Source organism: Pantoea sp. App145, from assembly GCF_047947045.1.
Taxonomy (GTDB): domain Bacteria; phylum Pseudomonadota; class Gammaproteobacteria; order Enterobacterales; family Enterobacteriaceae; genus Pantoea.
The window spans coordinates 1-24,025 of the sequence record NZ_CP133293.1 but is presented as its reverse complement, the minus strand read 5'-3'; the positions used below and the strand labels follow the sequence as shown (position 1 = coordinate 24,025).

30 protein-coding genes and 1 pseudogene are annotated in these 24,025 nt (G+C 44.3%); 16 read left to right on the top strand and 15 right to left on the bottom strand.

Annotated elements, in window-relative coordinates:
• Positions 1-609 precede the first annotated feature (609 nt).
• Positions 610-825 (top strand): YdgH/BhsA/McbA-like domain containing protein, encoded by a 216-nt coding sequence (locus RCF31_RS24995; protein ID WP_084872098.1) that lies wholly within the window; start codon positions 610-612, stop codon positions 823-825.
• A 322-nt stretch (positions 826-1,147) separates the two neighbouring features.
• On the opposite strand, the gene RCF31_RS24990 is transcribed toward RCF31_RS24995, so the two are convergent.
• The gene (locus RCF31_RS24990) at positions 1,148-1,570 is read right to left on the bottom strand and encodes an antirestriction protein (RefSeq protein ID WP_416414357.1); all 423 of its coding nucleotides are present in this window, start codon (positions 1,568-1,570) and stop codon (positions 1,148-1,150) included.
• Positions 1,571-2,106: 536 nt separating this feature from the next.
• On the opposite strand from RCF31_RS24990, the gene RCF31_RS24985 reads away from it, so the two are divergent.
• Together RCF31_RS24985 and RCF31_RS24980 are read left to right on the top strand one after the other, a co-directional pair.
• Entirely contained in the window at positions 2,107-2,400 is a 294-nt protein-coding gene (locus RCF31_RS24985) for a hypothetical protein (protein ID WP_416414356.1), read from the top strand.
• A 42-nt stretch (positions 2,401-2,442) separates the two neighbouring features.
• Entirely contained in the window at positions 2,443-2,940 is a 498-nt protein-coding gene (locus RCF31_RS24980; RefSeq protein ID WP_416414355.1) for a GIY-YIG nuclease family protein, read from the top strand.
• 286 nt (positions 2,941-3,226) lie between these two features.
• On the opposite strand, the gene RCF31_RS24975 is transcribed toward RCF31_RS24980, so the two are convergent.
• Positions 3,227-3,610, bottom strand: coding sequence for a putative quinol monooxygenase (locus RCF31_RS24975; RefSeq protein ID WP_416414354.1), 384 nt, complete (start codon positions 3,608-3,610; stop codon positions 3,227-3,229).
• 387 nt (positions 3,611-3,997) lie between these two features.
• Entirely contained in the window at positions 3,998-5,095 is a 1,098-nt protein-coding gene (locus RCF31_RS24970) for an NADH:flavin oxidoreductase/NADH oxidase (RefSeq protein WP_416414353.1), read from the bottom strand.
• 412 nt (positions 5,096-5,507) lie between these two features.
• Between RCF31_RS24970 and RCF31_RS24965 the strand changes: the two genes are divergently transcribed.
• Positions 5,508-5,978 carry a nuclear transport factor 2 family protein gene (locus RCF31_RS24965; protein ID WP_416414352.1) on the top strand — a complete coding sequence of 157 codons (471 nt, stop codon included), beginning with the start codon at positions 5,508-5,510 and terminating at the stop codon, positions 5,976-5,978.
• 253 nt (positions 5,979-6,231) lie between these two features.
• Here RCF31_RS24965 and RCF31_RS24960 read toward each other — a convergent pair whose 3' ends face one another.
• On the bottom strand, positions 6,232-6,627 hold the full coding sequence (locus tag RCF31_RS24960; RefSeq protein WP_416414351.1) for a winged helix-turn-helix transcriptional regulator: 396 nt from the start codon (positions 6,625-6,627) through the stop codon (positions 6,232-6,234).
• A 420-nt stretch (positions 6,628-7,047) separates the two neighbouring features.
• On the opposite strand from RCF31_RS24960, the gene RCF31_RS24955 reads away from it, so the two are divergent.
• The 4 genes from RCF31_RS24955 (at position 7,048) to RCF31_RS24940 (ending at position 10,795) form a co-directional block, all read left to right on the top strand.
• On the top strand, positions 7,048-8,100 hold the full coding sequence (locus tag RCF31_RS24955; protein WP_416414535.1) for an NAD(P)-dependent alcohol dehydrogenase: 1,053 nt from the start codon (positions 7,048-7,050) through the stop codon (positions 8,098-8,100).
• Positions 8,101-8,358: 258 nt separating this feature from the next.
• Positions 8,359-9,546, top strand: coding sequence for an L-dopachrome tautomerase-related protein (locus tag RCF31_RS24950; RefSeq protein ID WP_416414350.1), 1,188 nt, complete (start codon positions 8,359-8,361; stop codon positions 9,544-9,546).
• Positions 9,547-9,638: 92 nt separating this feature from the next.
• The gene (locus tag RCF31_RS24945; protein WP_416414349.1) at positions 9,639-10,061 is read left to right on the top strand and encodes a VOC family protein; all 423 of its coding nucleotides are present in this window, start codon (positions 9,639-9,641) and stop codon (positions 10,059-10,061) included.
• A gap of 374 nt (positions 10,062-10,435) precedes the next feature.
• On the top strand, positions 10,436-10,795 hold the full coding sequence (locus tag RCF31_RS24940; protein ID WP_416414348.1) for a hypothetical protein: 360 nt from the start codon (positions 10,436-10,438) through the stop codon (positions 10,793-10,795).
• A 13-nt stretch (positions 10,796-10,808) separates the two neighbouring features.
• On the opposite strand, the gene RCF31_RS24935 is transcribed toward RCF31_RS24940, so the two are convergent.
• From RCF31_RS24935 to RCF31_RS24920, 4 genes are all read right to left on the bottom strand, one after another.
• A complete protein-coding gene (locus RCF31_RS24935) occupies positions 10,809-10,934 on the bottom strand; it encodes a hypothetical protein (protein ID WP_416414534.1) in 126 nt (41 codons plus the stop codon).
• 125 nt (positions 10,935-11,059) lie between these two features.
• Entirely contained in the window at positions 11,060-11,341 is a 282-nt protein-coding gene (locus tag RCF31_RS24930) for a hypothetical protein (protein ID WP_416414347.1), read from the bottom strand.
• Between the two features lie 300 nt (positions 11,342-11,641).
• Positions 11,642-12,109 carry a GNAT family N-acetyltransferase gene (locus RCF31_RS24925; protein WP_416414346.1) on the bottom strand — a complete coding sequence of 156 codons (468 nt, stop codon included), beginning with the start codon at positions 12,107-12,109 and terminating at the stop codon, positions 11,642-11,644.
• A 686-nt stretch (positions 12,110-12,795) separates the two neighbouring features.
• Positions 12,796-13,029, bottom strand: coding sequence for a hypothetical protein (locus RCF31_RS24920; protein WP_416414345.1), 234 nt, complete (start codon positions 13,027-13,029; stop codon positions 12,796-12,798).
• Positions 13,030-13,170: 141 nt separating this feature from the next.
• On the opposite strand from RCF31_RS24920, the gene RCF31_RS24915 reads away from it, so the two are divergent.
• The gene (locus RCF31_RS24915) at positions 13,171-13,896 is read left to right on the top strand and encodes an SDR family NAD(P)-dependent oxidoreductase (protein WP_416414344.1); all 726 of its coding nucleotides are present in this window, start codon (positions 13,171-13,173) and stop codon (positions 13,894-13,896) included.
• On the opposite strand, the gene RCF31_RS24910 is transcribed toward RCF31_RS24915, so the two are convergent.
• Both RCF31_RS24910 and RCF31_RS24905 read right to left on the bottom strand, forming a co-directional pair.
• Positions 13,835-14,479, bottom strand: coding sequence for a VUT family protein (locus tag RCF31_RS24910; protein WP_416414343.1), 645 nt, complete (start codon positions 14,477-14,479; stop codon positions 13,835-13,837). The two genes, RCF31_RS24915 and RCF31_RS24910, sit on opposite strands and share 62 nt — an antisense overlap.
• Complete coding sequence (locus tag RCF31_RS24905; protein ID WP_416414342.1) at positions 14,469-15,134, bottom strand: hypothetical protein; 666 nt, start codon at positions 15,132-15,134, stop codon at positions 14,469-14,471. The genes RCF31_RS24910 and RCF31_RS24905 overlap by 11 nt, the downstream gene beginning before the upstream one ends.
• A 180-nt stretch (positions 15,135-15,314) precedes the next feature.
• On the opposite strand from RCF31_RS24905, the pseudogene RCF31_RS24900 reads away from it, so the two are divergent.
• A pseudogene (locus RCF31_RS24900) lies at positions 15,315-15,628 on the top strand (helix-turn-helix domain-containing protein).
• 354 nt (positions 15,629-15,982) lie between these two features.
• Here the strand turns inward: RCF31_RS24900 and RCF31_RS24895 are convergent.
• The 3 genes from RCF31_RS24895 to RCF31_RS24885 all read right to left on the bottom strand — a co-directional run bounded on the left by RCF31_RS24895 (position 15,983) and on the right by RCF31_RS24885 (position 18,356).
• Entirely contained in the window at positions 15,983-17,161 is a 1,179-nt protein-coding gene (locus RCF31_RS24895) for a DUF4236 domain-containing protein (RefSeq protein ID WP_416414341.1), read from the bottom strand.
• 527 nt (positions 17,162-17,688) lie between these two features.
• Complete coding sequence (locus tag RCF31_RS24890; RefSeq protein ID WP_416414340.1) at positions 17,689-18,024, bottom strand: hypothetical protein; 336 nt, start codon at positions 18,022-18,024, stop codon at positions 17,689-17,691.
• 98 nt (positions 18,025-18,122) lie between these two features.
• Positions 18,123-18,356, bottom strand: a complete 234-nt coding sequence (locus tag RCF31_RS24885; protein ID WP_416414339.1) for a helix-turn-helix domain-containing protein — start codon at positions 18,354-18,356, stop codon at positions 18,123-18,125.
• A gap of 463 nt (positions 18,357-18,819) precedes the next feature.
• Between RCF31_RS24885 and RCF31_RS24880 the strand changes: the two genes are divergently transcribed.
• The 6 genes from RCF31_RS24880 (at position 18,820) to RCF31_RS24855 (ending at position 22,267) form a co-directional block, all read left to right on the top strand.
• On the top strand, positions 18,820-19,080 hold the full coding sequence (locus RCF31_RS24880) for a helix-turn-helix transcriptional regulator (RefSeq protein ID WP_416414338.1): 261 nt from the start codon (positions 18,820-18,822) through the stop codon (positions 19,078-19,080).
• A gap of 461 nt (positions 19,081-19,541) precedes the next feature.
• Positions 19,542-20,054, top strand: coding sequence for a hypothetical protein (locus tag RCF31_RS24875; protein ID WP_416414532.1), 513 nt, complete (start codon positions 19,542-19,544; stop codon positions 20,052-20,054).
• Positions 20,047-20,703, top strand: a complete 657-nt coding sequence (elbB, locus tag RCF31_RS24870; RefSeq protein ID WP_416414337.1) for an isoprenoid biosynthesis glyoxalase ElbB — start codon at positions 20,047-20,049, stop codon at positions 20,701-20,703. Before RCF31_RS24875 ends, elbB begins: the two co-directional genes overlap by 8 nt.
• Complete coding sequence (locus tag RCF31_RS24865) at positions 20,697-21,122, top strand: hypothetical protein (protein ID WP_416414336.1); 426 nt, start codon at positions 20,697-20,699, stop codon at positions 21,120-21,122. Before elbB ends, RCF31_RS24865 begins: the two co-directional genes overlap by 7 nt.
• Before the next feature lie 390 nt (positions 21,123-21,512).
• Complete coding sequence (locus tag RCF31_RS24860; protein WP_416414335.1) at positions 21,513-21,782, top strand: helix-turn-helix domain-containing protein; 270 nt, start codon at positions 21,513-21,515, stop codon at positions 21,780-21,782.
• Positions 21,783-21,994: 212 nt separating this feature from the next.
• On the top strand, positions 21,995-22,267 hold the full coding sequence (locus tag RCF31_RS24855) for a transcriptional regulator (protein WP_416414334.1): 273 nt from the start codon (positions 21,995-21,997) through the stop codon (positions 22,265-22,267).
• A 99-nt stretch (positions 22,268-22,366) separates the two neighbouring features.
• Here the strand turns inward: RCF31_RS24855 and RCF31_RS24850 are convergent, their stop codons facing one another.
• Together RCF31_RS24850 and psiB are read right to left on the bottom strand one after the other, a co-directional pair.
• Positions 22,367-22,903 carry a hypothetical protein gene (locus tag RCF31_RS24850; RefSeq protein WP_416414333.1) on the bottom strand — a complete coding sequence of 179 codons (537 nt, stop codon included), beginning with the start codon at positions 22,901-22,903 and terminating at the stop codon, positions 22,367-22,369.
• Positions 22,904-23,295: 392 nt separating this feature from the next.
• On the bottom strand, positions 23,296-23,784 hold the full coding sequence (gene psiB, locus RCF31_RS24845; RefSeq protein ID WP_416414558.1) for a conjugation system SOS inhibitor PsiB: 489 nt from the start codon (positions 23,782-23,784) through the stop codon (positions 23,296-23,298).
• Positions 23,785-24,025: the final 241 nt, after the last annotated feature.

Here is a 24,025-nt window from a genome sequence, read left to right as displayed (position 1 = left end):
CCCAGCTCACCTGTAAACTGCGGATATAACGTGCAATAGCCGCAGGCTGCCAGTCTCAGAGGCCAGTGACAGCAGCCATGCACAACCGGATATCTTCCGCCGCTGCGCAGACATACGACTGATAACCTCTTTCTCTCAATCAACGCATCAACCCGCAAAATATCCGGCTCCCGGCTACTGGTACTCCGTCTGTATTCCCACCGATTCAGCATATCAGTGGTTGCCCGGCGATCTGTACCATGGCGGCATGGCACCAGAACGGGTCACCGTGAACTTACTGAACACTCCGCAAACAGAGAGACAGATACGAGCAAGCTAAACACCTTCCGGGAAGCGTTCGGTTATGTTTAAGCACCACGGAGCAGATACAGATGGCGTGAAAAGTTAAGGACAGACGGCTAAAGCCGGGGAAAAGAGTTAGCAACTCTCATAAAGCAGCTTTGATGAATCGATAGTCGAATGCTGCCTATAGGTATGCCCTATCACCGTGATAGTTAGCATGATCACAATATCCGTATTTATTGTTAATATGCTAATGGTCACTATGGTTATCATTATTCCCATCGAAAGCAATCATGCTTTCAACCATACAAACCAAGGAATAAGACCATGAAAACTATCAAAGCAATGACCATCGCCGCCGCAGCTGCTCTTTCTCTGATGTCAGCAGCTAGCTTCGCACAGAGCATCTCTGTTACTGCCGATACCCTCGACGGCGCCGAAGCTCAGGTTGCCGCTCAGGCCGCACAGCATGGCGATCAGTATAAAATTACCGAAGCCAACACCAACAACCGTGTGCATATGACCGCTGAACTGTACAAATAACGGATGGTCGCAAAAGGAAGTGCCGGAAGAGGTCGCCCCCAGGGGCGGCCTTTTTCGCATCTGTATGCTGTGAAATGAATTTCGCCTGCACCGGGTTTCCGGCACAGTCCTGCTGTGGCGGTCTGAAGAGGAGCGAAGCGACATCATTACTCATCACAGCTTATCTTCTTCCTGTAGCTTATTTACCCGTTATAGCTTATCCGGTACGGGCAGTGCAGACAGACTGTTGCGCCAGGAGCGCCACATTTTTCCCCTGCTGTCGGGCTGTGTCCAGGTCGACCAGCCACACCGCAATAACGGGGCCTTCCGGCCCCGCTTCCTGTCAGTCCAGTGCCCGGAATATAGCAACTGCTTCGCGGTGTCTGTCTGCAAATGCGATCAGCTGATCATAACGTTTGCAGAAGTGCTCACAGAGTGCCTGTTCATCATCGTGATAGTGCATCCAGCTGCGATGATTAAGCACCAGGGCGGTGATGATGATCCCCGCCGCCTCAGCTGAAACAACTTCGTCAGCCCAGTTTGCCGGATTGGTGAAACGCCAGCGCTCCCCCGGCGGCTGCATAAACCCGCCACCGGCAGTCAGTCCGACAAACTCCCACAACCCGCCGTCGTAATTTTCAAGAAAACGGTCTGCATAAAGATAGACATTCAGCTCCGCACGCAGAAGGTCGTCAGAAAAAAGCATGGGCAGGAATGCCATGCGGTCATCAATAACGATGGTCCGGGGTTTTTGTGGATTCTTCATAAATCGCTCTCCGTCAAGGTTAATTACAATCACGGCCTGTGCCGTGCCTTAACGACAGCCCGGCGGAAAGCGGAGGATGCAGGGGCACCACCGGAAGCCGCAGCGCAAGCGAGCAGAGGTGTTGGCATGGACGGCGGTAACGTGAAACCTGAGCGGCGCCGCGACGGGAATGACTACGCCGGCGCGAGTGCGAACGGGTGAGGATGGTGGCGAAGCGGACCCTTGTATCCGCAGCGGCCGGGCTAAAGTGAAGGCACGGCACCGGCCGCAGGCCGCACGATTACCCTTCCCCGCCGGAGGCGGCATAACGGAGGCGCGCAGCAACATCCTTACGATTACCCTTCCCCGCCGGAGGCGGCATAACAGAGGCGCGCAGCAACATCCTTATTCCGCCGTCCAGAAATTACCTGCCAGAAGAGAACGTTGCTGATATCGAACCGTGCTAATTTATGGGCAACAGCGTAGTGGAATGCGGGCGTGTAACGTGAAGTCACGGCAAAGCGTTAACAGACTCAGCTTATTATTAAGGAGAGGAATTGAAGCTTTTTGATTATCTGAGGATGGAGTTTCCAGATCTGACGCCTGAAACCACCAAAGTCCATCTTGCGCAAATGAATGACTATAAAGAGGATCCGCTGGTTAAATTCCGGGAAGGGACTTTCGATGACTGGCAGTGCTGGCAGAAGCGACTGGAATTTAGCCGCAGATATGTCGTTTCACTGATCAGAATCCCGGGGACTGAAACCTGGCTGTTTGCGGGAGCATTTCAGCAGACAGGCAACGCGGGAAAGAAAACCTATCCTGATCGTGAGGAACTGTATTATCAGTAACACCTTCAGAAAATCCCTGAGACTGAAGAATATGCAGGACGGATGTATATCAGCTTTAAAAATACGGCCCGCAACTTCATTCGCCTCGGTGAAAGTATTCAGAGCGAACTGGTTATCAGCGCCATCACCCCGTCACGTCTGACCTTCGGCGAGTTCCCGGGCTACCGCAACGTTGTGCTGGACCGGAACAGCATCGGCGCGATCCTCAGACTTAATCTGCAATCCTGGCGCACCGCACTGTCCGTGGTTAAAGGCATCTATGTATTGACCGATCGGGATGGCGGAAAACTCTACGTGGGAAAAGCCGATGGAATCGAGGGGATATGGGGCCGATGGGAATTTTATTTTGGTTCCGGGCATGGCGGCAATGTAGGGCTTAAGGAAGCTTTCGGCACAGGCGATGAAAACCGGCTGCAGAATATCACTTTCGCGATCCTCGAAGTCATGGATCCTAATGCCGAAGAAGGTGAAATTGACCGCCGCGAAACTCACTGGAAACAAATACTGCTCACGCGGGAGTTTGGCCATAACCGAAATTAATCAAGCCTGTGAAAACACCCCGTTCTGTTCCTCATTGATTAGCACTAACGATCAACTGTGGGGACAATTGCGAACTGCCCTTCATCGCTGCCCGTGGCAGTTGCCGTTGCCGTGGGCTGCTTTGTGCCAAAAGCGGAAGTAGCTAAAACAGCCTCTTTTGATCAACGGGTAGCAGGTCAGGGCTATAACAGCATCGTTCTTCACCCTCTTCAGACTCCATAGCATTTGGCGCAGAAGTGCTCCTTGCGGAGGCTAAGGATGTACCTAATCAGTGATCAATCCAACGTCACTCTGCATCGGAATCAGGGATTGTCTTAGCTGGAGCCATGCGCGCCTGTGGGTGCAAATCTTGAACAAAGTTCAGGCCACCTTCCGAAAGTGGGTGGACTAAGTTGCGATCAAACATCGAGAACAGGTCCACTGTGTATGGCTGAGCGAAGTGACTATGTACCGCTGCTTCATTTCGCCATACTTCATAAAGCACATAGCTGCGCTCTGTACCGATGACTTTATGGATATTAAAAATAATGTTACCAGGCTCCAATCGCGAGTAAGTTACAGAACGCTGGAAAACTTCTTCAAACTCGGCTTCGGCGCCGACCTTAACCTCTAAATTAACGACAATTGCAACCTCACCATTTGGGCTCGGTTGGAGATTTATCTTACTCATTTCATTCATCCAAAAATTTGGGAGTAAATATACGCGGGCCGGTTCATAACAAACTTCTCTTTAAAATAAGAAGCCGTTATCTTCCCAGAGAGACTGTGGCGAGATAACTTCCGGGTTCCGTATTCTTTGGTTCAGAACAATGCTAAATCTTTCAGCGCTTGCTAACAAGTACGCACAATTATGTTCTCTAGTCACATTTTTGATACTATTAAGAAATTAATAAAATCTGCCTCAACCAGATGTGAGTCTGGGTTTTAGGTCTGTCCGCCGGAAATTGGAATGCGTCATGCTTGAGAAATAAATACTCTTAAACTGTTCAAGTTTGCTTGTACTAACGTAGTTCGTGAATGAAAATTTACGGCCCAGCTTACTGAGCCGATATAATAATTAAGGTTTCACCAGAGTCCCTTTTGCACCATGAGGCTCAGAGCGCAAATATTGTGGCGGTGCCTGAACTTTTGCATCAAGTGCAGCGGCAGCCTGCCATGGCCAGTGAGGGTTATAAAGCACTGAACGCCCCAATGCTACAAGGTCTGCATCCCCTTGCATCAACACATTTTCGGCCTGCTGTGGTTCGGTGATCAACCCAACGCCCATGACTGGGATTTTTACTTTCTGACGAATAATGCGTGCGAACTGAAGCTGATAGCCAGGTTCTACAACAATGTTTTGTTGTGGGGAAAGCCCACCGCTGGAAACGTGTAGATAATCACAGCCCATCTGTTCCAGTTGCTCAGAAAACACGATGGATTGCTCAACATCCCAGCCGTCATCAATCCAGTCTGTTGCGGAAAGACGTACACCAACCGGAATCGCAGAAGGTATAGCTGCGCGTACTGCTGCGAATACTTCCAGTGGGAAACGTAAGCGATTTTCCAGCGAACCACCATACTGGTCCTCTCGCTGGTTACTCAGCGGTGACAAGAACTGGTGCAACAAATAACCGTGCGCAGCATGGAGCTCGATCAGTTCAATACCCAAACGCACGGCACGCTTCGCGCTTTCAACAAACGCCTGTTTGATACGCTCCAGTCCCGCTTCGTCCAGTGACTCCGGAGTTTCTTCTTGTTCAGCAAAACTCAGAGCCGAAGGGGCTACGGTTTGCCAGCCTCCATCACTCCTTTGAAGTTTATGCCCTCCCACCCATGGCTTATGGCAGGAAGCTTTGCGGCCAGCATGACCGAGTTGCATCCCCAGACGAATTGGCGACCAGGTGCGGATATCAGACACTAAGCGATGTAATGCGGCCTCTGTTTCATCATCCCATAGCCCTAAGTCTCCCGTCGATATACGACCAACCGGCTCAACGGCGACCGCCTCCAGAATCAGCAATCCTGCTCCAGACATTGCCAGAGAACCATAATGGATTTGGTGCCAGCTGCTGGCGTGTCCATTTTCAGCAGAATATTGGCACATCGGTGCGATTACTATGCGGTTATCAAGCTCAAGATCCCCGATTTTTGACGCACTAAATAACAGACTCATTTCTATCCCTCAATATTGGTTACTAAAGCGATACAATGACTTCTCTTCAGATATTTCTTCGGATAGAGCTGAAGATGTATCATAGACAAGTGGCATTGCTGCTCGTATTAAGCTTTACACATTCTGACTGCGTCTGATAAAGCAATACATGCTCTTTGCTTAACCGAACGATAAAATGATTTAAACCTGAATCGCAACTTCTCACCGGCTCCTGATTCAGGCTAACTCTTCGAATAATAGTTTTCCAGATAATACCGCAACCTAAAATATCTGGTCAGTTGGCAAGCTAGTGACATTTTCCACAACTCAACTGAGTTGACCTGTTATTTAATGACCCCCAATTACTTTGAAAAAAAGATTTAAATCCCATCAAAAATAATTGATATTACATTTTTAAACGAGGATGGATACCATGAACAATCTCTTTAAATCTGCTCTTTTTCCCTTACTATTACTGAGCTCTACCTATGCATTAGCATCAGGACCAGAATTAAATCGCAATCTTCCCTTTGAAAATGCAAACCGGGAAGTAGTCATCAAGTTTTATGAACTTTTTTTTAACGAGCATAATGTGGCAGAAGCATCTGAGCTGGTTTCAGATAATTATCGTCAGCATAATCCTCATGTACCCGACGGCAAAAAACCTTTCGTAGAATTTTTCTCTGATTTCTTCAAACATAATCCTCAGTCTCATGCCCGAATTGTAAGAAGCGCGACCGACGGTGACCTGGTTTGGCTTCATGTGCATTCAACCAATGGCGAGAAAGATCGTGGGCGTTCTGTCGTTGACATTTTTAAAGTCAAAAACGGGAAAATCACAGAACACTGGGACGTAATTCAGAATGTGCCTGAAAAGGCAGCAAATGATAACACCATGTTTTGAATAAAAATTACACATTTAAAACTAGAAGCCATTCAGACTTCACTTGATCAGCGAGCCAACAACAGATACGCAAAACAAAGTTTGTAGCGCCGAAATACTGCCTCAAATGAAGCAGTATTTCGCTACATACCGAATAATGCTTAGCCCTGCCCCCGGTTGAGATAACAAGGTATCAAGTGAGGTCTGAAAGAACAGCTCGGATAAATTTATTAATTAAAACTAACTCGTTGCTAGTAATGATAAACAGATGCCTTTAAACCGTCTCTGACGTCATAGTTTCATCAAGACCCTGCGCCTCATGTCGGAATTTCAGGATTGCTTCCTCATGAACTGCTCCCCATTCACGCATTGCATTGATCAAAGGTACTAACGTTTTCCCCAGTTCGGTGAGTGAATATTCGACTTTTGGCGGGACTTCCCGATAGATCTCCCTGTGTATAACCCGGTCGGTTTCCAGCTCTCTCAGCTGCAGCGTAAGCATTCGCTGAGTCACTTCTGGCACCAGACGTCTCAACTCATTAAATCGTTTAGTCCCGGACATAAGGTGAAAGAGGATAAGTGCCTTCCACTTACCTCCAATTACGTCGACTGTAAACGTCACCGGACAGGCAAAGGCTTCAACCTCGCAATTAGCAGTGCCGAGTTTCATAGGCATCTCCACAGTATAAAAAATGTAACTAGTGCACATAATTGTGCGTACTTGTTTATTAATACTGCACAACCTAACATATTTCCCACTCGACGTACACGGAACCATTCGAAGAGAGATAATCTTAAAAAGTGTCTTTAAATTAGACCTTTAGAGATGTCAGCCGTTTCAATGTCGCTCTAATAAGCATTCGTTGTTGAGAAATACTAATTTACCGGCACAGAAGCTGATCGCATCGATTCTGCTAACTATGGTGCGACGGGAAAGTATTTGATTCTCACAACTGAACGCCTGACTTTCGGCGAGAAATTTGCTGACCGAGAGCAATACGAACAGATGCGGCAACAGATAACTCGTCATCGTCCGATTAGCTCTACCCGTTGCGCCATATCAATCATCATCGTCAAAGAGATATTGCAAATGTACAAAGCTATAGGTTACGCAGCACAAACGGCTACAGCACCTCTTGCCCCGATGGCCTTTAATCGTCGGAGCCCTCGACCAGACGACGTGGCTATCGAGGTTCTTTACTGTGGTGTATGCCACTCCGATATTCATCTGGCACGAAACGAATGGGGCATGTCGGTTTACCCGTTGATGCCAGGCCATGAAATTGTCGGCAAAGTTACTGAAGTCGGTGAAAAAGTCACTAAGCATAAAGTTGGCGATCTGGTCGGTGTCGGTTGCATGGTTGATTCCTGCCGCCATTGCGAAGCCTGCGCTGCAAATCTTGAGCAATACTGTCTGGAAGGCCCGACCCTGACCTATGCCAGCCCGGACCGTGTTGATGGCTCAATTACCATGGGCGGCTATTCCAGCAGCATTGTAGTCAGCGAACACTTCGTCGTACGCATTCCGGAGAAACTTGATCCGGCGACTGCTGCACCTATTCTTTGTGCGGGCATTACGACCTATTCCCCTCTGAAGCACTACGGTGTTAAGGCGGGCGATAAGGTGGGTATTCTGGGCATGGGTGGACTTGGCCATATGGGCATCAAGTTCGCTAAGGCTTTGGGGGCAGAGGTAACATTGTTTACCCGTTCAGCGAGCAAAGCTGAAGAGGCCCGCCGTCAGGGAGCTGACCACGTAATCGTGTCGACTGATGCTGAACAAATGGAAGCAGCTTCCGGGCGTTTCGATTTTCTGCTGGACACCATCCCTGTGCAGCATGATTTAAACCCATATCTGCAAACTCTGCGATTCGATGGCATTCACATTTTAGTGGGGCTGGTCGAGCCGATTGAACCTGCGATCCATGCGGGCAACCTGGTTATGAATCGCCGCGTACTGGCGGGCTCTCTGATCGGTGGCATCGAGGAAACGCAGGAGGTTCTGGACTTTTGCGCAGAGCACAACATCAGCTGCGATATTGAAATGCTTGATATTAAGAATATCAACGAGGCTTACAGTCGAATGATTGCCGGTGATGTGAAATATCGCTTCGTAATTGATATGGCCACATTAGAGGCCTAAACACAGACAATCCGTTGTAAGTGAGCAGAAGCATGACACGAGCACCTCAGCTTTCTTTATCGACCTACGGACCAGTTAGTTAACAGATTCTCAGCATTGCGTTCGTCGACGACCACAACACCATCGGTGCTATCAAGTCCGTTCACCTCGCTCTGTGGAATAACCCAATAAGTCCATGGAAAAACCCATTTCATGGCCTTCAAATATTATGAATGCATTTTTAAATGGCCTGTTCTGACAGCGCCAGGGAGAACTTCTATGTCTAAAAAATACAATTTTGCCTTATCAGCGTTGGCATTCGCGATCGCCATTTCAGGCGAAAGCAGCTTCGCTGCAGATGCCAGGCCGCTGCCGGCTAATGCACCTATCGAGAAAACGACAGGTCAGCTTGAGCAGGTCTTTACTTTCCATAACGCGATGCCAACCGGAGTTACCGTCACCGAAAATGGCCGTATTTTTGTAAATTACCCAAAATGGGGCGACGATGTAAAATTCACCGTTGCTGAGATTCGCAATGGCAAGGAGGTTGCGTATCCAGACACGGCGTTCAATCGTGAAAATGAAAAAGATCCTGCCAAAGGATTGATTAGTGTGCAAAGCGTGGTTGCCGATGGGAAAGGTCGTGTCTGGTTGCTGGATACTGCTGCCCCTGGCTTCTCAACTCCTAAAAAAGGAGGGGCTAAACTAGTCGCAGTGGATCTTGCCAGCAATAAGATTGTCAAAACATTAGTCTTCCCACCGAATGTGATGCTGCCAAGTACCTACGTAAATGACATGCGTTTCGACTTCCGAATCGGCAAGGAAGGAACTATTTACGTCACTGACTCATCTATTTCTGGTCCAGGAGCCATCATCGTAATGGACATCGCCACCGGGAAGGCCGTACGTCGTTTGAGTGGAGCAAAATCAACAACACCTGATCCTGATTACATTCCTGTAGTTGAAGGAAAACAGGCATTGCTGACCAAAGGTGCGGACGGAAAACTCAAGTCGCTAGGCATTGCCTCTGACGGTATTGCTCTTTCAGCTGACGGTAAGACGCTGTACTTCTGTCCTTTGTCTAGCCGTCATCTATATTCAGTATCGACAGACCTGCTACGTGATGAGAACGTTAGCGAGGTGCAACTCGCCGCTGCTGTGAAAGATCTCGGTGAGAAAGGTGCGTCCGATGGTCTTGAAGCTGATGCCAACGGTGCAGTGTATGCGAGCGATTATGAACACAACGGCATCCGTAAGCGCATGGCGGACGGCAGCTGGCAGACCATTGTTCATGATCCACGAGTTCTATGGCCGGATACTCTGTCGATTGGTCCTGACGGCTATCTTTATTTCACAGCTAACCAAGTTCAGCGCCAACCCGGTTTCAACAATGGCAAAGATATGCGCGAAAAACCATACAGCCTAATGCGGGTTAAGATCGATGCACCTCCAGCACCGACACATTAATAAGGCAAGCCTTCGTTCTTTCCAGGCGAAGTAATTGTGAAGCAGCCAATATGGCTGCTTCCGCCAATTAAATGAAACTATAGGAATTATTAATGAAATACCTGCATACGATGGTCCGTGTTAAAGATCTCGAGAAAACAACGCACTTTTTTGGTCTGCTTGGTCTCGAGGAGATTCAACGAATAGATAACGAAAAAGGCCGTTTCACCCTGCTCTATATGGCCGCGCCAGGCCAGCATGAAGCGTCAGTCGAACTGACATGGAACTGGGACGGGGACGAAGGTTTACCTTCAGATAGCAGACATTTCGGGCATCTCGCTTATGAATGCGAAGACATCTATGCTCTTTGTTCACATCTTGCAGCGAATGGCGTTGTCATTAATAGACCTCCTCGGGATGGTTACATGGCTTTTGTACGTAGCCCTGACAATGTCTCCATTGAACTGCTTCAAAAAGGTGAGCCACTGGAAGCCTGCGAGCCTTGGATATCTATGAAAAATGAGGGGCATTGGTAATTATATCTGTATTAAAGTTCGCCGTAACGACGGCGATGTTCTTGCAGACATACATCAATGATTGAAATGTGAAGATTTAAAGCTTTCAGCGTAGTACTTCGCGAGAATAATCAATTCGCTACGCAACATACTTTCCGATTATGTAGCGTAGCTGAGCTGCTCCCCGTTGCTCCACTCAGAATTTGTTACCAATGTCCGTTGATCGCTCAAAGCTGCCTGTGGCCTTTCCTGCATCACCTGAGTGCCAGAAGCAGACGTTAGCGTTCGAGCAACACAGATATTGAATTCCCATGTCTAATTCAACGTTGCAGAACTGTATTCGAAAAGCGTACGGCTGGCAGTATGTTTAGGGTTTATCACGCACAGAGAAAGTTATGATCAACAAAACTATTTACTTTATTCATAGTCTCAGCCCGACATTAGGTCGTTCACCTTTACAGAAAGGGGTTTTTCCATACGCTTTTACCAGGAAATACATCCAGAATCTTCAGGGCGAGTTGGACCGGATGGGTCTTGAATGGAAAGTTATCGCTGACGATACGGAGTCAGATATAGAGATACTGATAGCACGCTCTCCTGCTCTTCTCGTCTGTGCCCCAGGCCTTCGGTATCAATTCTTCCATCGCGGATTCGACAAGCATAAAATCGTATGGTTAAACGTAATGGAGTATTTATCTGCTGATCCGGAATCTGTAATTGAGAAGCTTGCAGAGTTAACTGCTGGTGGTTCCTGATAGAATTTTTATATTAAAAATGGTGCCTGACATACCTGAGTAGAAGAAATCCAGATGCGTAAAGCAGACCTGCAATTAAAGATATGCAGGTAGCTTTTCGTGGTGAAAAACTGGCATTTTTCCACTGTACGAACCACATGGCCATGCCCCACAATACCGAGAAGCATACGGCGCTAAAGACGAACTCAATCACATAATGCTTCATCTCATCCTCCCTGACTCTGCCTGTTGCCCTGTATGATTTCCAAGGTTCAGCCTGAGGTATCAGACTGACTCACCCAGTAAGCGTTGTCTGTAATATTTGCGTGCAACATGAATAACGACCTGGCTGTAAAGAAATCCAGCAATCGCGCCCATGATGATAACACCCGGTATACCAAAAAATTTTACACCCATGCCACATAAGAGTGCACAGAGTGCCAGCCCGGCCCACGTTTCCCAGTGCCGAAAGGTCAAGGCATAGACCTCATTCCAGCGTTTGCCACACTCTTTTGATGGCAGTTGTGAAAGCTCAGGAATGCTTCTGAGTGACCAGAAAATTTTCATGCTGATGTCCTTATTGCGATGAATAAAAACAGGAAAACATAAAACAGGCGCTTATAAAAGACATTATTCATTATTGCTGTAGCTTCTGACGTGAGGCGTGAAACAGGGATGTTATGTCCAGCGTATTGATAAATACCGAATTAAGATGAGTGGAAGACTCCTCTTAATGGCTGAGATTAATCATGAAATACCCGCAGCTCGCTCATAATTACCATTGCTCCTTTAGCGGATAGGCCTGAGCAGCGATGCACCATAATGTAAATCAAGAAATTTTTGTTTCGGGGCCAGTTTTCGTAACCGCTACAATTTTTTGCTCATAAAGACGGTCGTTCCCCCCATGAATGGTTCACGTCTATCGATTTCATATCCTAGCGCCACATATAATGCAATGTTCGCCTCGAATGCTTCGTTCGTCTGCAGGCGAAATTCTCCAATCTCAGCTTGAGCTGCTTTACTTTCAACATATGCCAGCAATCTCCGGCCGATTCCTTTCCCCTGTCGATGAGGATGTACCGCAACATTTTCTATCCAAAGAAAATCAGCCTGGAGCCATATTTCAATGAGGCAGGCCGCTTCCCCCTCAACAATGGCCAGGTCAATGTCATGCTCACGGATGGCCTTATTAAAGTCGGCCGTCATCGGAGTCGGTTCACGACCAATAACCGAAATCCATTTAGAATAGGCCGCAAGTACTATTTCACGAACTTTTTCCACTTCATTTTCTTCCGCACGCCGGAACCAAACGGCGACGTCAAGCGAATTGATCATATAAACTCCTTAAAGCTCGGCTGCCACTAAAATTTGCAACATAGCAGGCTTTGCTACGTTATGGCTAATTAACCCCGGATTGGCGCCACCAGTTTGACATTGCACTCATGTTTGTATTGAAAATGTACAATTCGTCTTAGTGAGAGCAATTTCCGCTGCTCGCTCCTGGCTTCCCTTCGTCGTCTATAAGTTGTCCGCTTCGTGCTGTAAGTTCAACGGGTTGAAGCCATTCGTCAAAGATGTAATCTCAAGCTTCTCCCTTCGGCAAGATACTTTTTAAAAAACGCATTTCTTCTGATATATAAGTTTCAATAATAAAGAAATTAAATTCTCTAGTGCTCCACTATCGAATTTTATAGAATAAAGGATAACACTTACATTGTTTTGTCGATAAAAAATAAATTTAACCACGCTTAAATCCTGACATTAATTTTATAATTCTGGAAGACATGTTCCTCTTCCAGAACAGTAGCTGTAAAATTTGTTCAATGGCATGATTGAGCTATAAGGTGCGGGATTTATTGATGCAGGATCATTAAAATATATATTTCCATCCTTCATTTTATAGCAAATGACGAGATGGCCTCCTTATGTCATCTTTTACTTATAAATATCGCCTGTGTTGATGAAAGAGGGTTCCTTATGATGAACATTATAATTTTAGTCAAGGATTGTGAACCGGTTAGCTACCCAACAATATTGATCAATAAATCCATTACATCTTTCGAACCTGTGTCTTTTTCCAAAATAGACACGAAAGCACAATGGTTTATTTTAGCAACATCACCGTTTTGATATTCCAATTGTATATCCTCGCCAAGAATAACTTTTCTACGCTCCAGTTTTCTGTTGTTAACCAGTAACTCTATGAGTTTTATGATATCTTTATCTTCATCGCGAAATTTATTGATGTTCTTCACACAATCCTTAACCTGAAGACTTATCAATGTAGCTGATGAGGTATTATGAATTCGGAAGGTCCAGAAAGAAGACAAATTAACCCAGATTGTCTCTTTTGTCATACTGAAACCAACGATTTTATATTTTAAAAGGACTTTAAGATGGGAACCAACGTCATCGTTACCGGGCATGCCAGTGGCATTGGATGGTATATCGCTAAAAAGTTTCATGATGAAGGTTTTAATGTTACTGGAATCGATAAAGATAGAACAAGTGGGTTGGAGAAGTCAATAAATCAGATTCAATGCGATCTCTCAAACTGGGAAGCAGTGAAAGACACATTCTCTCATCTCAACAGAATAGATTATGCCGTTAATGCTGCTGGTGTATCCGGAGTACGTAAAAGTGTCGATAACATCACTTCGGAAGAAATGATTGAATCGTATAAAGCCATCTTCCTGCCAACCTTTCATGCCTGCAAAGCAGAAATCAATTGCATGGTGAGGAATGATAGTCATTCAAAAATAATCAATATTGCAAGTTCAACAGCATCGTTTGGCAGCAAAGATATGGTTGCCTATAGCAGTGCTAAAGCTGCGATTGTTAATCTGACTAAAGTCTGTGCGGTTGAATATGCTCCCAAAATACAGATAAACTCCATCTCCCCAGCAACAGTGGACACCCCAATGATCCGGCGAAAATATAATGGTGAATTACCTGATTATAGTGATGCGTATCTTACCGGGAACTGCGGAACGGTTCACGATATATGGACAGCAGTGAAATTTTTCATAGAGAATGACTTCATGACTGGCAGTGATCTCCTTATGGACGGTGGATATTCATCCTCATTCTCACCGCGACTAAAGCAGAAAGAAGCACTGTGATAGTCATTTTGTACGTTGCAATGAACAGTACAGATACAATTGCCCCTTCATTAAGGTTATTTTCTCTCATCATTAGTGGAATTGAAATTCCACTAATGACAGTCTCTGCCACAAAGGCGGATATGAAATACCTGATAAAAACAAAGTATTGAGCCACCTTTAGTTTTTCAAAAATCCATGTATTCAGCATGTTACTGATCCATACAAACAAAAATGTCATGCCCATGATAGTTGGCAACTGTTCATAGACGGAAAGATAGTCCGACCTCTCACCAATATGTGAGAGCAGATATGCAATGGCAACAAAGATGGCATCCGACAGAAACCCATACCTTACAGCTGTATTAGCAAACCGTCTGCCATACAAATCCTGAATGATATTAACCAGTGTAAAAGTAACCGGGAAAAATATCAGCCCCATGGACAAATGAATTTTAGCCCCCATGATATAAACTGTTCTGTAATCGAAAAAGAAAAAAGTTGATGACGTGAGTATGATGCAAAATAAAACTGGCAAGAAAATTTTTGCGTGATCATGCTCAATGGTTTGTCCAAACACCCTGTCAAGAACATTAAACTTCATGAAAGTAACCTCTTGATAAAGTAAGAATAACTGGAGCAACAAATGAATTTTCTTCAATCCTGACTTCACACCCTTCTTTGTTAATCAGGATAAACCGCCCGTCACTGCATTTAATTTTAACAATCTGAACCTGACTTCCTGATGTATAGACACAAAATATATTCCCTTTTCTGGAAGCGGTATGATTTATAAATATGATGTCACTTTCCAATATGAATGGTGGAAAAACAAGTTTCACTACATTGATGCAATATGTCAGGTGTGGAATTGCAATATCATCCTTCAGAAAATCCTGAAGTTTTAAAGGCACCCTTTCGGTAGCGATTAGAGGAGGTGTCGCTGACAAGAGTCTTTCCAGACCTGACTCATCAATTTGAGGTATTAGATAACAGTTTAACTCTCTGTTAAACACCGCGACAGGAATACTATGCTTCTCAGATAAATCGAAGAGACTTTGTTCTGATACACCAAAACTATCTGAAATATGGAGTCTTTTGCTCGATACAGGTATCTTATCATGGAAAATCCAGTTCTTAACCGTCGTTTCTTTTTCCCCACTTATCAAAGCAAGTCGCTTCTCTTTACTTCTAATCTCGGGAAGGATTAACTCAGAAAGTTCCAGGGCTTTCTTAATGAATTGAGTACGCTTGATCATTTATGTGATATTCATCATGATTGATTTGTGTCTATTTGGTATAAAGACACATAATTTATTTTACCTGGATTGATATTAAGTTCTTTGTATTCGTTTTGCAATTCCCCTGCCCTTAAATATAAGCAGATTGAAATACCTCATGTGATATTCGGAGCAACTACCTATATGGAGGTAAGTAATATGGAAAAGTTCGATGAATCAGACGATTGGCACAGGGAAGATATACTCGCAGCAATCAGAAAAAAAAGGGGTCTCTTGCAGCACTCTCAAGGGAGCATGGCCTTTCCTCAGGAACTCTGATTAACGCATTAAATAAACCCTGGCCTCGGGGAGAAAACATCATTGCTGATATTATAGGCGTACCTGCATCAGATATATGGCCCAGCCGGTATAGGGGAGCTACAAGGAGAGATGCAAGCGAGACTCCTCGCAGAGGTACTAATAAATCTAACAGTGGTCACTCCACACCCAAAAAAACAGGAAGTAAAAATTGAAATCACTCGCTGAAAAATGATGCTCCACCAGCTTTTAGATCAATACGCTTAAGATAGTATTGTGGGGAGCATCCAATTCTGTACTGACTATGCAGCCTGGATACAGGCTTATTAACTCCCCCCACTTACTTAAAACACCATTGCTCTGTGAGATCCCTAGATCACCTGATAGCAAAATTTTCAGAGTATGAAAGTCAATACATCGCTCAAAGCAGCCCTATATTGTAGGACTGCCTGGTGCCAATAAAGGACATTACAAACACTACGGTGTGCTAATGTCAGGGAGCAAACCACCGATTGCCGAGCCCTGAAGATAGATAGTAGTAAACAGTTCGTTCCTCAGCAGCACACTGGTCAGAGGGCACTCCGTTTTGTTTGTTGAATCAGGGCAAGAAGATGCTGGGCAAACTGCCTCGCCGCCTCTTCATTCGATACCATGTACTCCTCATGAAGTACGTTTTTGAAACGAATCGTCATGATGCCGTAAATGGCCCAAGGGATCGGGTGGTTATCATTAAAACGCCTATCTGGCCCGCCATTTTTGTTCGCATATCGCCACGTATTCCCCTCCACTTTGCTATCTGTCGGAACGTCTTCGGTTTCAGCAAATCGTGTACGCCCATAGTCTAACTCCACGTCGGAAATTGAAACTACTGCGAACTGGGATTCGTTTTCGATCAGCAGGAACCCAGGGAATATATAAACGTCTCCCCCATTGCGGTTTTCCAGATGCGGGACCATCCTGAACTCATCACTATTGGAAACCGGAAGGCAGTTTGGTCGTCCCATGCTGAACAACACGCCTTCGCGTGAAACCTCTTTATCCGCCTGGGTACGCTGCCTGAACTTGTCGGTGTCCCTGTATGACAGAATATCCCAGATTTTCTTGCTCCGTGAGACGGTGCCAAATGACTGACTGAGCGCGCGATAATGCGCTAGAATTTTCTCATCACCTCCCCAGTCAAACATCACGCCCGTGCTTTCCAACTCAGCCTCCCCGCCCTCAATATTTTCGGCAGTAGCGTGTGCTTTGTCTCGAAGCGTGGCCAGCTTTTTGCTGAAGAGGCTTCGCAGAATAATCATGCCGTAGAATCTGGCCTGCCTGTCGAGCTTCTGCTTCTGATTTCTTAATGCAGCGAGTGCGCTGGAAATCTCCTGACGTGTTGTTTCTGCCTGATTGATCATATCCGCGAGCTCTGACATTCCCATTTCACCAATGGTGTCAATATCTGCGCTCACCACGGGCGTGGTCGAAAGGTCAATATGTTCAAAAGTTGGTGAAGGGGAATGACCAGATTCAAAAGGCACGGCCGGGAGGACCGAATCAGTCCGGGAACCTGAGTTTTTTTCACCGATTTTATGAGTGTATGAAATTCCGGAACCCGGGATACCAGCCGTGGCCTTTGCTCCGTTCCTTCCCCCAAAGTTAAGTGTTGCACCCGGCACACCTACAGACCAACTGGTACCGCCCGATGACACGTTGAGATACAGACCCGGCGCAATTTTTAGGCGCTTTCTAAAACGTAATCCCATAAATCCCCCTCCATGACGTTGGGAATAATCTTAACCATATGTGTATATGTAGGGAAGCTGTTAGCACTATCAGAATTAAGGGGGTTGTATTCTTTGAGGCTCGGAGATTAAACAGCCTTGCTATTAAAGGTTTAGCCATGTGAACAGACGACCATACCCTGTATAACGTAGAGGCATTACCAAACTTTCTCCACCGTACAGACTCTTTCCACACGCCCCCGACTTCATCGTAGTGATATAGAATCTATGTCCAATGAGAACTACCCTTGGCTTGCCCCTCGTTAGTTAAGTCGCCATCAACGGTGAGAATAATTGCTAACTTCCAATCCTCGCTCTTTACTGCCACTCAGGTTTGGTGATTTACAGTTACAGAAGCAAGATAAATTATCATTTCAAACACATATCAGCTTCCAGTCTAAGAGGGTGTCTCATTTAGGGGAACTCCCCTACCTCATAGTCCCTCTCATAACTAGTCTGTCAGACTCTCAACTATTCTGGCTTTAAAATGTGGCCGTAATGTGTTAAATCTAATGACGTTTCGAATTTACATGCTTACTCCTCAACAAAAAACTTATCCTGGTACAAACATTAATTTCTGGCATGACCCTGAAACCAATATCAAATTCATAGGCTGCAACCGGCAAACCATTTGATAGATAAATCGTCATCCCTTCCGCTCTGTCCGTAGGTTCATCAATAGCTGTTAACTCAGCCAATGCTCGCCAGGACACTCCTCTGATACCAGCAAAACGACCATTATTAGATATATACAAATACAAGTCCTGAAATTGTTCAGGGGTTAGTGCTGCTTCCTTTTTATGTGTAGCTTCTTTCTCGACATTTCTGAAGTTCCATGAATCCATTACGTAACTCCTTTATAGGACAAATTTCGGCAGCGACAGAGGCCACGAATCTTCAGGACCTCTGATCGCACAAGCACCACCAGTTGGCTGATGCTATATCAGGTATACCAACAAGCCAGTAGCTGAATGTTATATCGGGACGGCCAGATCTCTTCCGGGCTGGACTGTAACGCCTCTGCAATGAGGCGTTCGCCTCTAGGCCAGGGTCTCCTTAAAGCATTATGTAATGTATTTGGAGCTAACCCTGCAGCTCTTGATATGGCAGATAGCGTTGTACCTTTCTTTCTTAAATCAGCGATAATGTCTGCTGCGTGCCAGTCCTTTTTGGTCATCGTAAATTCCTACTTATAGGGAGAACAGATAAGTTTTGGATTCTGACTGAGTACCCTCTTCAAAAATAAACCTTAGCATTGCTAAGATTTGTTACCTTAAGGAATACTAAGACTGCTGTCAATGTGAACAGTTAGTAAATGCCTTACTTTTCACTCAACGGCAGATCAGTAGTAACCAGTTTCTAATACGGTGAACATCTAGACGTTCTCTGATGTCCGCAAGTGACAAGGCACCTTGCAGTTACCAACCATCTCTTACTATCTGTTTTTAATATTATTTTTCAAAAAAATTTCAATCCATTCGATGGAGTTATAGTAAAAATGGATGAGCTGGTAATTCTGACATGCTTGTACGGGGGATGGTATGGCCCAGAAAAAGTACTAATCTTAGTAATTCTCAACAAATAAAAACTTTAGAAATGCTAAATATGAGGTATCAATATAATCCCTAGGTAATGACTGAATGATCCCCAATCGCTTAAAGGAAGCCAGATTAAGAGCGAATCTGACACAGGAAAAGTTAGGTATTCTGGCTGGTATTGAAGAATCTACAGCCAGTTCTCGGATGTCACATTATGAGAAAGGGACTCATACTCCTACATTTGAACTTGCCTGCGAGTTCGCTAAATTGCTCGATGTTCCTGAATGCTATTTTTACATTCTTAAAGATGATTTTGCTGCAGAAGTTCTCGATTTATATCTGAAACACAAACAGCAGAAATAAACATTATTTTCAATAAAAACAGTTGGTTGAAGATATCCCTTCGTTGCATTCGCGAGACTCGTTTTATTGCTCCTGCAGGCACTGCAATCATCTTATTTAGCAGTTGAAAACAAGAGCGCGCCGAATCCACAACCAGAACGGTGACTCCAACTCGAATACGAACGCAAGAAGATGGCAGCAAAGCAAAATTTGAAACCAAAATGCCTGAACGCAACTGATGGTATAGGCTGATTTCGCCTCCATAGGCGGTATAACCGTGTTTCACAGCAACATACTTTACTATTTGATGTAGCACATTATTCTAGTTGCAATTGAGACATGTTGCATACAATCCCGTGACATTCCTCAAAAATTTCAGCATTCGACTGGAATCAATCAAAAATCCAACAATAATAACCTCGATTTATTATTCTAACCGGTATGGATACGGACAATTCTTATAAAAAGGACTTTTCTTGAAGATGCTCACGTTTGCAAAATACACAGCATTAGCAATTTATGGACTCATCGGTATTTTTGGCTGGTATGAATATCAGGCTCAGATGGAGCGTCATAAGAATGTTGCCGTCATGGACAATATCTCTCCTGACATGACCATTAATTATGTCAGAGCGATGGTCTGGTACCATTCCCGTGGAAAACTTCAGGAACTGCGTTCAATTCTTCTAACAGATGATTTAAAGCAAAAAGAAAGGATTGAAATAAGAATAAAAAACATGTTGCAACACAGATCATCAGCATATATCAGAGAGTTTAACAGTTTAAGAACACCAATAAAAAATTTAGGAAACTGGTACCAGGATAATTTCGATTTCAATAAATTCCTTCAAGACGTTTACTCAGTTGTTTTCGACAACGCGCTAAACGTTGATGAAAAAATACGCAATATAGCTGATGTAATGGAAGAGTACCAAAACATATCAAACAGGAAACTGATTGATAAATTAAACAAAGAGGGAGTTTACCATGAGTAATAAAAAGGTTGCGGTTATTTTGTCTGGGTGTGGTGTTTATGATGGCGCAGAGATAAATGAAGTTGTACTAACATTACTGGCTCTGGAAAGTAATGATATTCAATATCAGTGCTTCGCTCCTGACATAGAGCAATACCATACAGTAGATCATACAACTGGGGATACTGAGGCCATCCCGAGAAATGTACTGAAAGAATCCGCAAGGATTGTACGCGGCGAGATTTTGCCTCTCACAGACTGTCTCATTGAAGAATTTGCTGCTGTAATTGTTCCGGGTGGGTTTGGGGTTGCCAAAAGCCTTTCAAATTTTGCAGCAGCTGAATCTGAATTCCATGTTGAGAAGAGCACACTTTCCACTCTCAGGAAATTTGCAGACAAGAAAAAACCAGCTGGTTATATGTGTATTGCGCCTGTTCTGATTCCAACCGTCTACGGCCCGGATGCTAAAGTGACGATTGGAAATGACGATAGTGTCATTGAATTTATCAGAAGATCTGGTGGTATGCACCAGCTAGCCGGATACGATGAAATCGTATTTGATGAAGAAAAAAAGATCGTAACCACCCCTGCGTTCATGCTGGCAAAAAACCTCCGGGAAGCGAAAATAGGCATTGATAAACTGGTGGATAAAGTGGTTTCTCTGTGTTGAATATGTTTCTATTCTGGTGCGCACTGGAAGTCCTGCTTTTTATCCTTGTGATTACGTTGATGGAAATGAAATCCAAGACAGATAAATTTCATCAGCGAGAAGCAAGACCTTCACTTGCATATGATTACGAAACACGAAGTGTCATTCTGGATGATCGATACATTCTTGCAACTTTTCGTAGTCAATCCTTAAATCATACTCTTTTTGAGTACCTTTATAGAAATCCTGAGAGGAAGATCGAGTTTACAGAACTTGATCATGAGGTTCTTAAAGGCAGAGTACTTAATCTTACAAAAGCAGCTGATGCAATGGGGTTTCGGTGCGATTTGCGCCGTTTATTATTCACGGCTGATGGTAACTCTATAACGTTCCATCCTTCAAAAATCAGCTTTATCAAAGGAGTTATAAAGGTTATATGATTTACTAATAATAATTAAGATGTAACACTGAAACACTTCTGAAAAAACGACCTCCATTCTCTGTACTGGCGGTCGTTTTTTATCTCTTCTTAAAAGAGATTTTTTTCATAACCACATGAAAAATATGAAAATGCAACTCATTCTGACTTCTAATCTGTAGAGCATTCCTCAACATTTTCATTCTGACATATTCGGACTCTTCTTTTACTGCTTTTATCTTGAAAGCACCTCCTCTACTTTAATTCATGCACTATCTTTGAGTCTCACCAGAACCAGAATTAAGGCTAAAGCTTTGCTTCTAAAATATATCCTGATTATTAGGAGTAGGAAGATGATGCATTAGCAATCCGCTTTTAAAGGATTTTTAATTATTTTTTATCGGGAGTGAAGATGAAGGAAAAAAGCATGACCTCAGACTGGCATAAAGAAGACATTATCGCAGCAGTAAGAAAGAAGAAGAAATCTCTTGCGGCACTATCAAGAGAATATGGCCTTGCTTCTGGTACTTTAATGAATGCCATAAACAAGCCCTGGCCTCGTGGAGAAAACATCATTGCAGATATAATAGGGATTCCAGCATCAGATATATGGCCAAGTCGTTACAGGAAACCTACAAGACGAGGAGTACGAAAATCCTCGATTAAAAAAACAAGGGTATAAAAGACCCTTCTATTTTCGGAACTATCAAAAAATAAGTTAACTGTGCTCATTTATATTTTCGAAATGAACTCAGTAAGTTAAATGTCAACCAGGATAGTTTATAGCCAATTCCTTTAACGGCAATATCAACTACTGGTTAAACACCAAATTTTCTTCATGCGTCAGTATTTGGCACTTATATAATGATTGCAAAACGCTTAAATGAATCCTGATTGAATGCCAATCTGACGCAGGAGAAATCAGGTGTATCAGCAGGTCTGGTAAAAACCAGTGCTTATTCGCCTTTATCTCATTATGAGAATGGCGTATATAAGCCTATGTTCGAGCTGGCGTGCGCATTTGCTAAAGGACCTGATGTACCTGAATGTTACTTCTACATCATTGATAATGCTTTCGTAGAAAAGAGCTGTAACTATATCGTGATGCTGATGACACAAACCATCATGGTTCAAGCATTGCCGATTGTCACCAACCCAACTGCATGACATTTCACTGTGCACTTAAGTAGGTTTGGAGATGATTAGTTTGCACAGCCGTGTTAAGTGGTGCTGTGAACCGGCCTTTTAAGCATCCTTAGAACTGGCTTACACTACAATCCCAACCTGATTCAGCAGCATGGCAGACATCACTAAGCAAATGATGGAAAGGGGTAACGCAATGATAAGTTGCTTTTTATTTATCTCTCTGAGCAACATCTTATGCTCAGTATCCTCTTTGGAAGTTTTGCATCGGTGTATCACATTGAGATACTTAAAAACATTTCTGACAGAACGTATCGTGGCTGTTATCAACATGAATGAAGCAAATGCATAGCTATAGAAAATCATGTTATTTTCTGTGTTTGCTATAAATGCAAGACTGAAGATAATTGCCACAGATAAAACAACCCCCAATATGCCCATAATCATTTCCCAACGATACATAGTGGCTAAATCAGTATGATTAACGGTATGGAATTCTCTCAGGTATTCAGCGTGTAAAAATTTCTCAGCCTCATTTCTGATTAGCTTTGTTTCCTGAGCACTTTGGAGCTTATCTATCGAAGAATGCAGCATAAATGCACTTAAGATAATGACTACTTTTATCATCGGTATAATTAAATCATCAACGAACGTTGGCATTAACTATGTCGTTAAACATTACAGAACACTCCTTTTCTGAAAAATCACATCCCTCTCATGCACATTCAACGCATTGAAAATATTCACCTATAAGGTGAGATTCATGGTCTGTCATGTATGGTAAGTTTATAACATACTGATTCATTTCCTCCATGGCAATAGTACATTAGTTAACCCTTGTCTTTAATTCAAAAGGCGTTGATTACTACAATAATCAACTGTTCCACTGCTTAATAAAATGACATCAGATTATAATTGGAACCATTAACATGGAATTTCAACACTGTCTTTTCTTCTTGGTATCAGGGTGTTATTCCCTTTAATAACAGAAAAATCCGGGGCTTCGCAGAAGAGAGAACGGCTCATAACGTCGTGAGCAGTTCTCTTTTTGCTTATTTGAACGGTTCGTCTGGCAGGACCGATTTACCTTTGTACGCTGAAAGGATGCGGGGTCGCATTCGTGGCCCGGGAAGATTCACTAATGAGACGTCTCCGGCGATACTTTCTCCCATCAGAGTCCTGACGATATCAGACAAGGACCCGAACTCCGCATCGAGTCTTGCTGCCCTGCCGGTTATGTGATTAATCATAACCGGATCATAGACCGCCACAGGGTGGATAAAAGGCAGTTGACCGCCATTAATCAGGGAGAAAAGCCATACGGGGCTGAAATTACCTGGGCTGTTCAGCGCAATATCAAATCGCCCATGTGGAGGTGTGAATCGCACCTGGACCGGGAAAATGCCACCGAGTTCATCCGAGTATTCACTGCTGATATTCCATCCATACGGTGTACTGAGGTCCTGCATTACATTGCAGGTCAGTTTCCAGCGCATATCCAGTCCACCAGCGTGATAATCCTCAAAATCGAAAGGTGTCATAGACCTGATAACATCTGCCGTAATGATTTTATAGTCGCGCAGATGAAATCCCAGAGAGTTTTCCAGTGCATCCAGCCTGCTTTTGCGCGCATAGCTGTATTCACGCGTCTGCACACCGTCAAGGCTGCATGCCGTACAGAAACTCATGAGTGACTTCAGCTCGTGTTCATTGAGGTGAAATAGCGAGGTGGCATCCCTCGTCCAGTCCTTCGGCAACAGTGCTGAAAGACGTTCCTTTTCC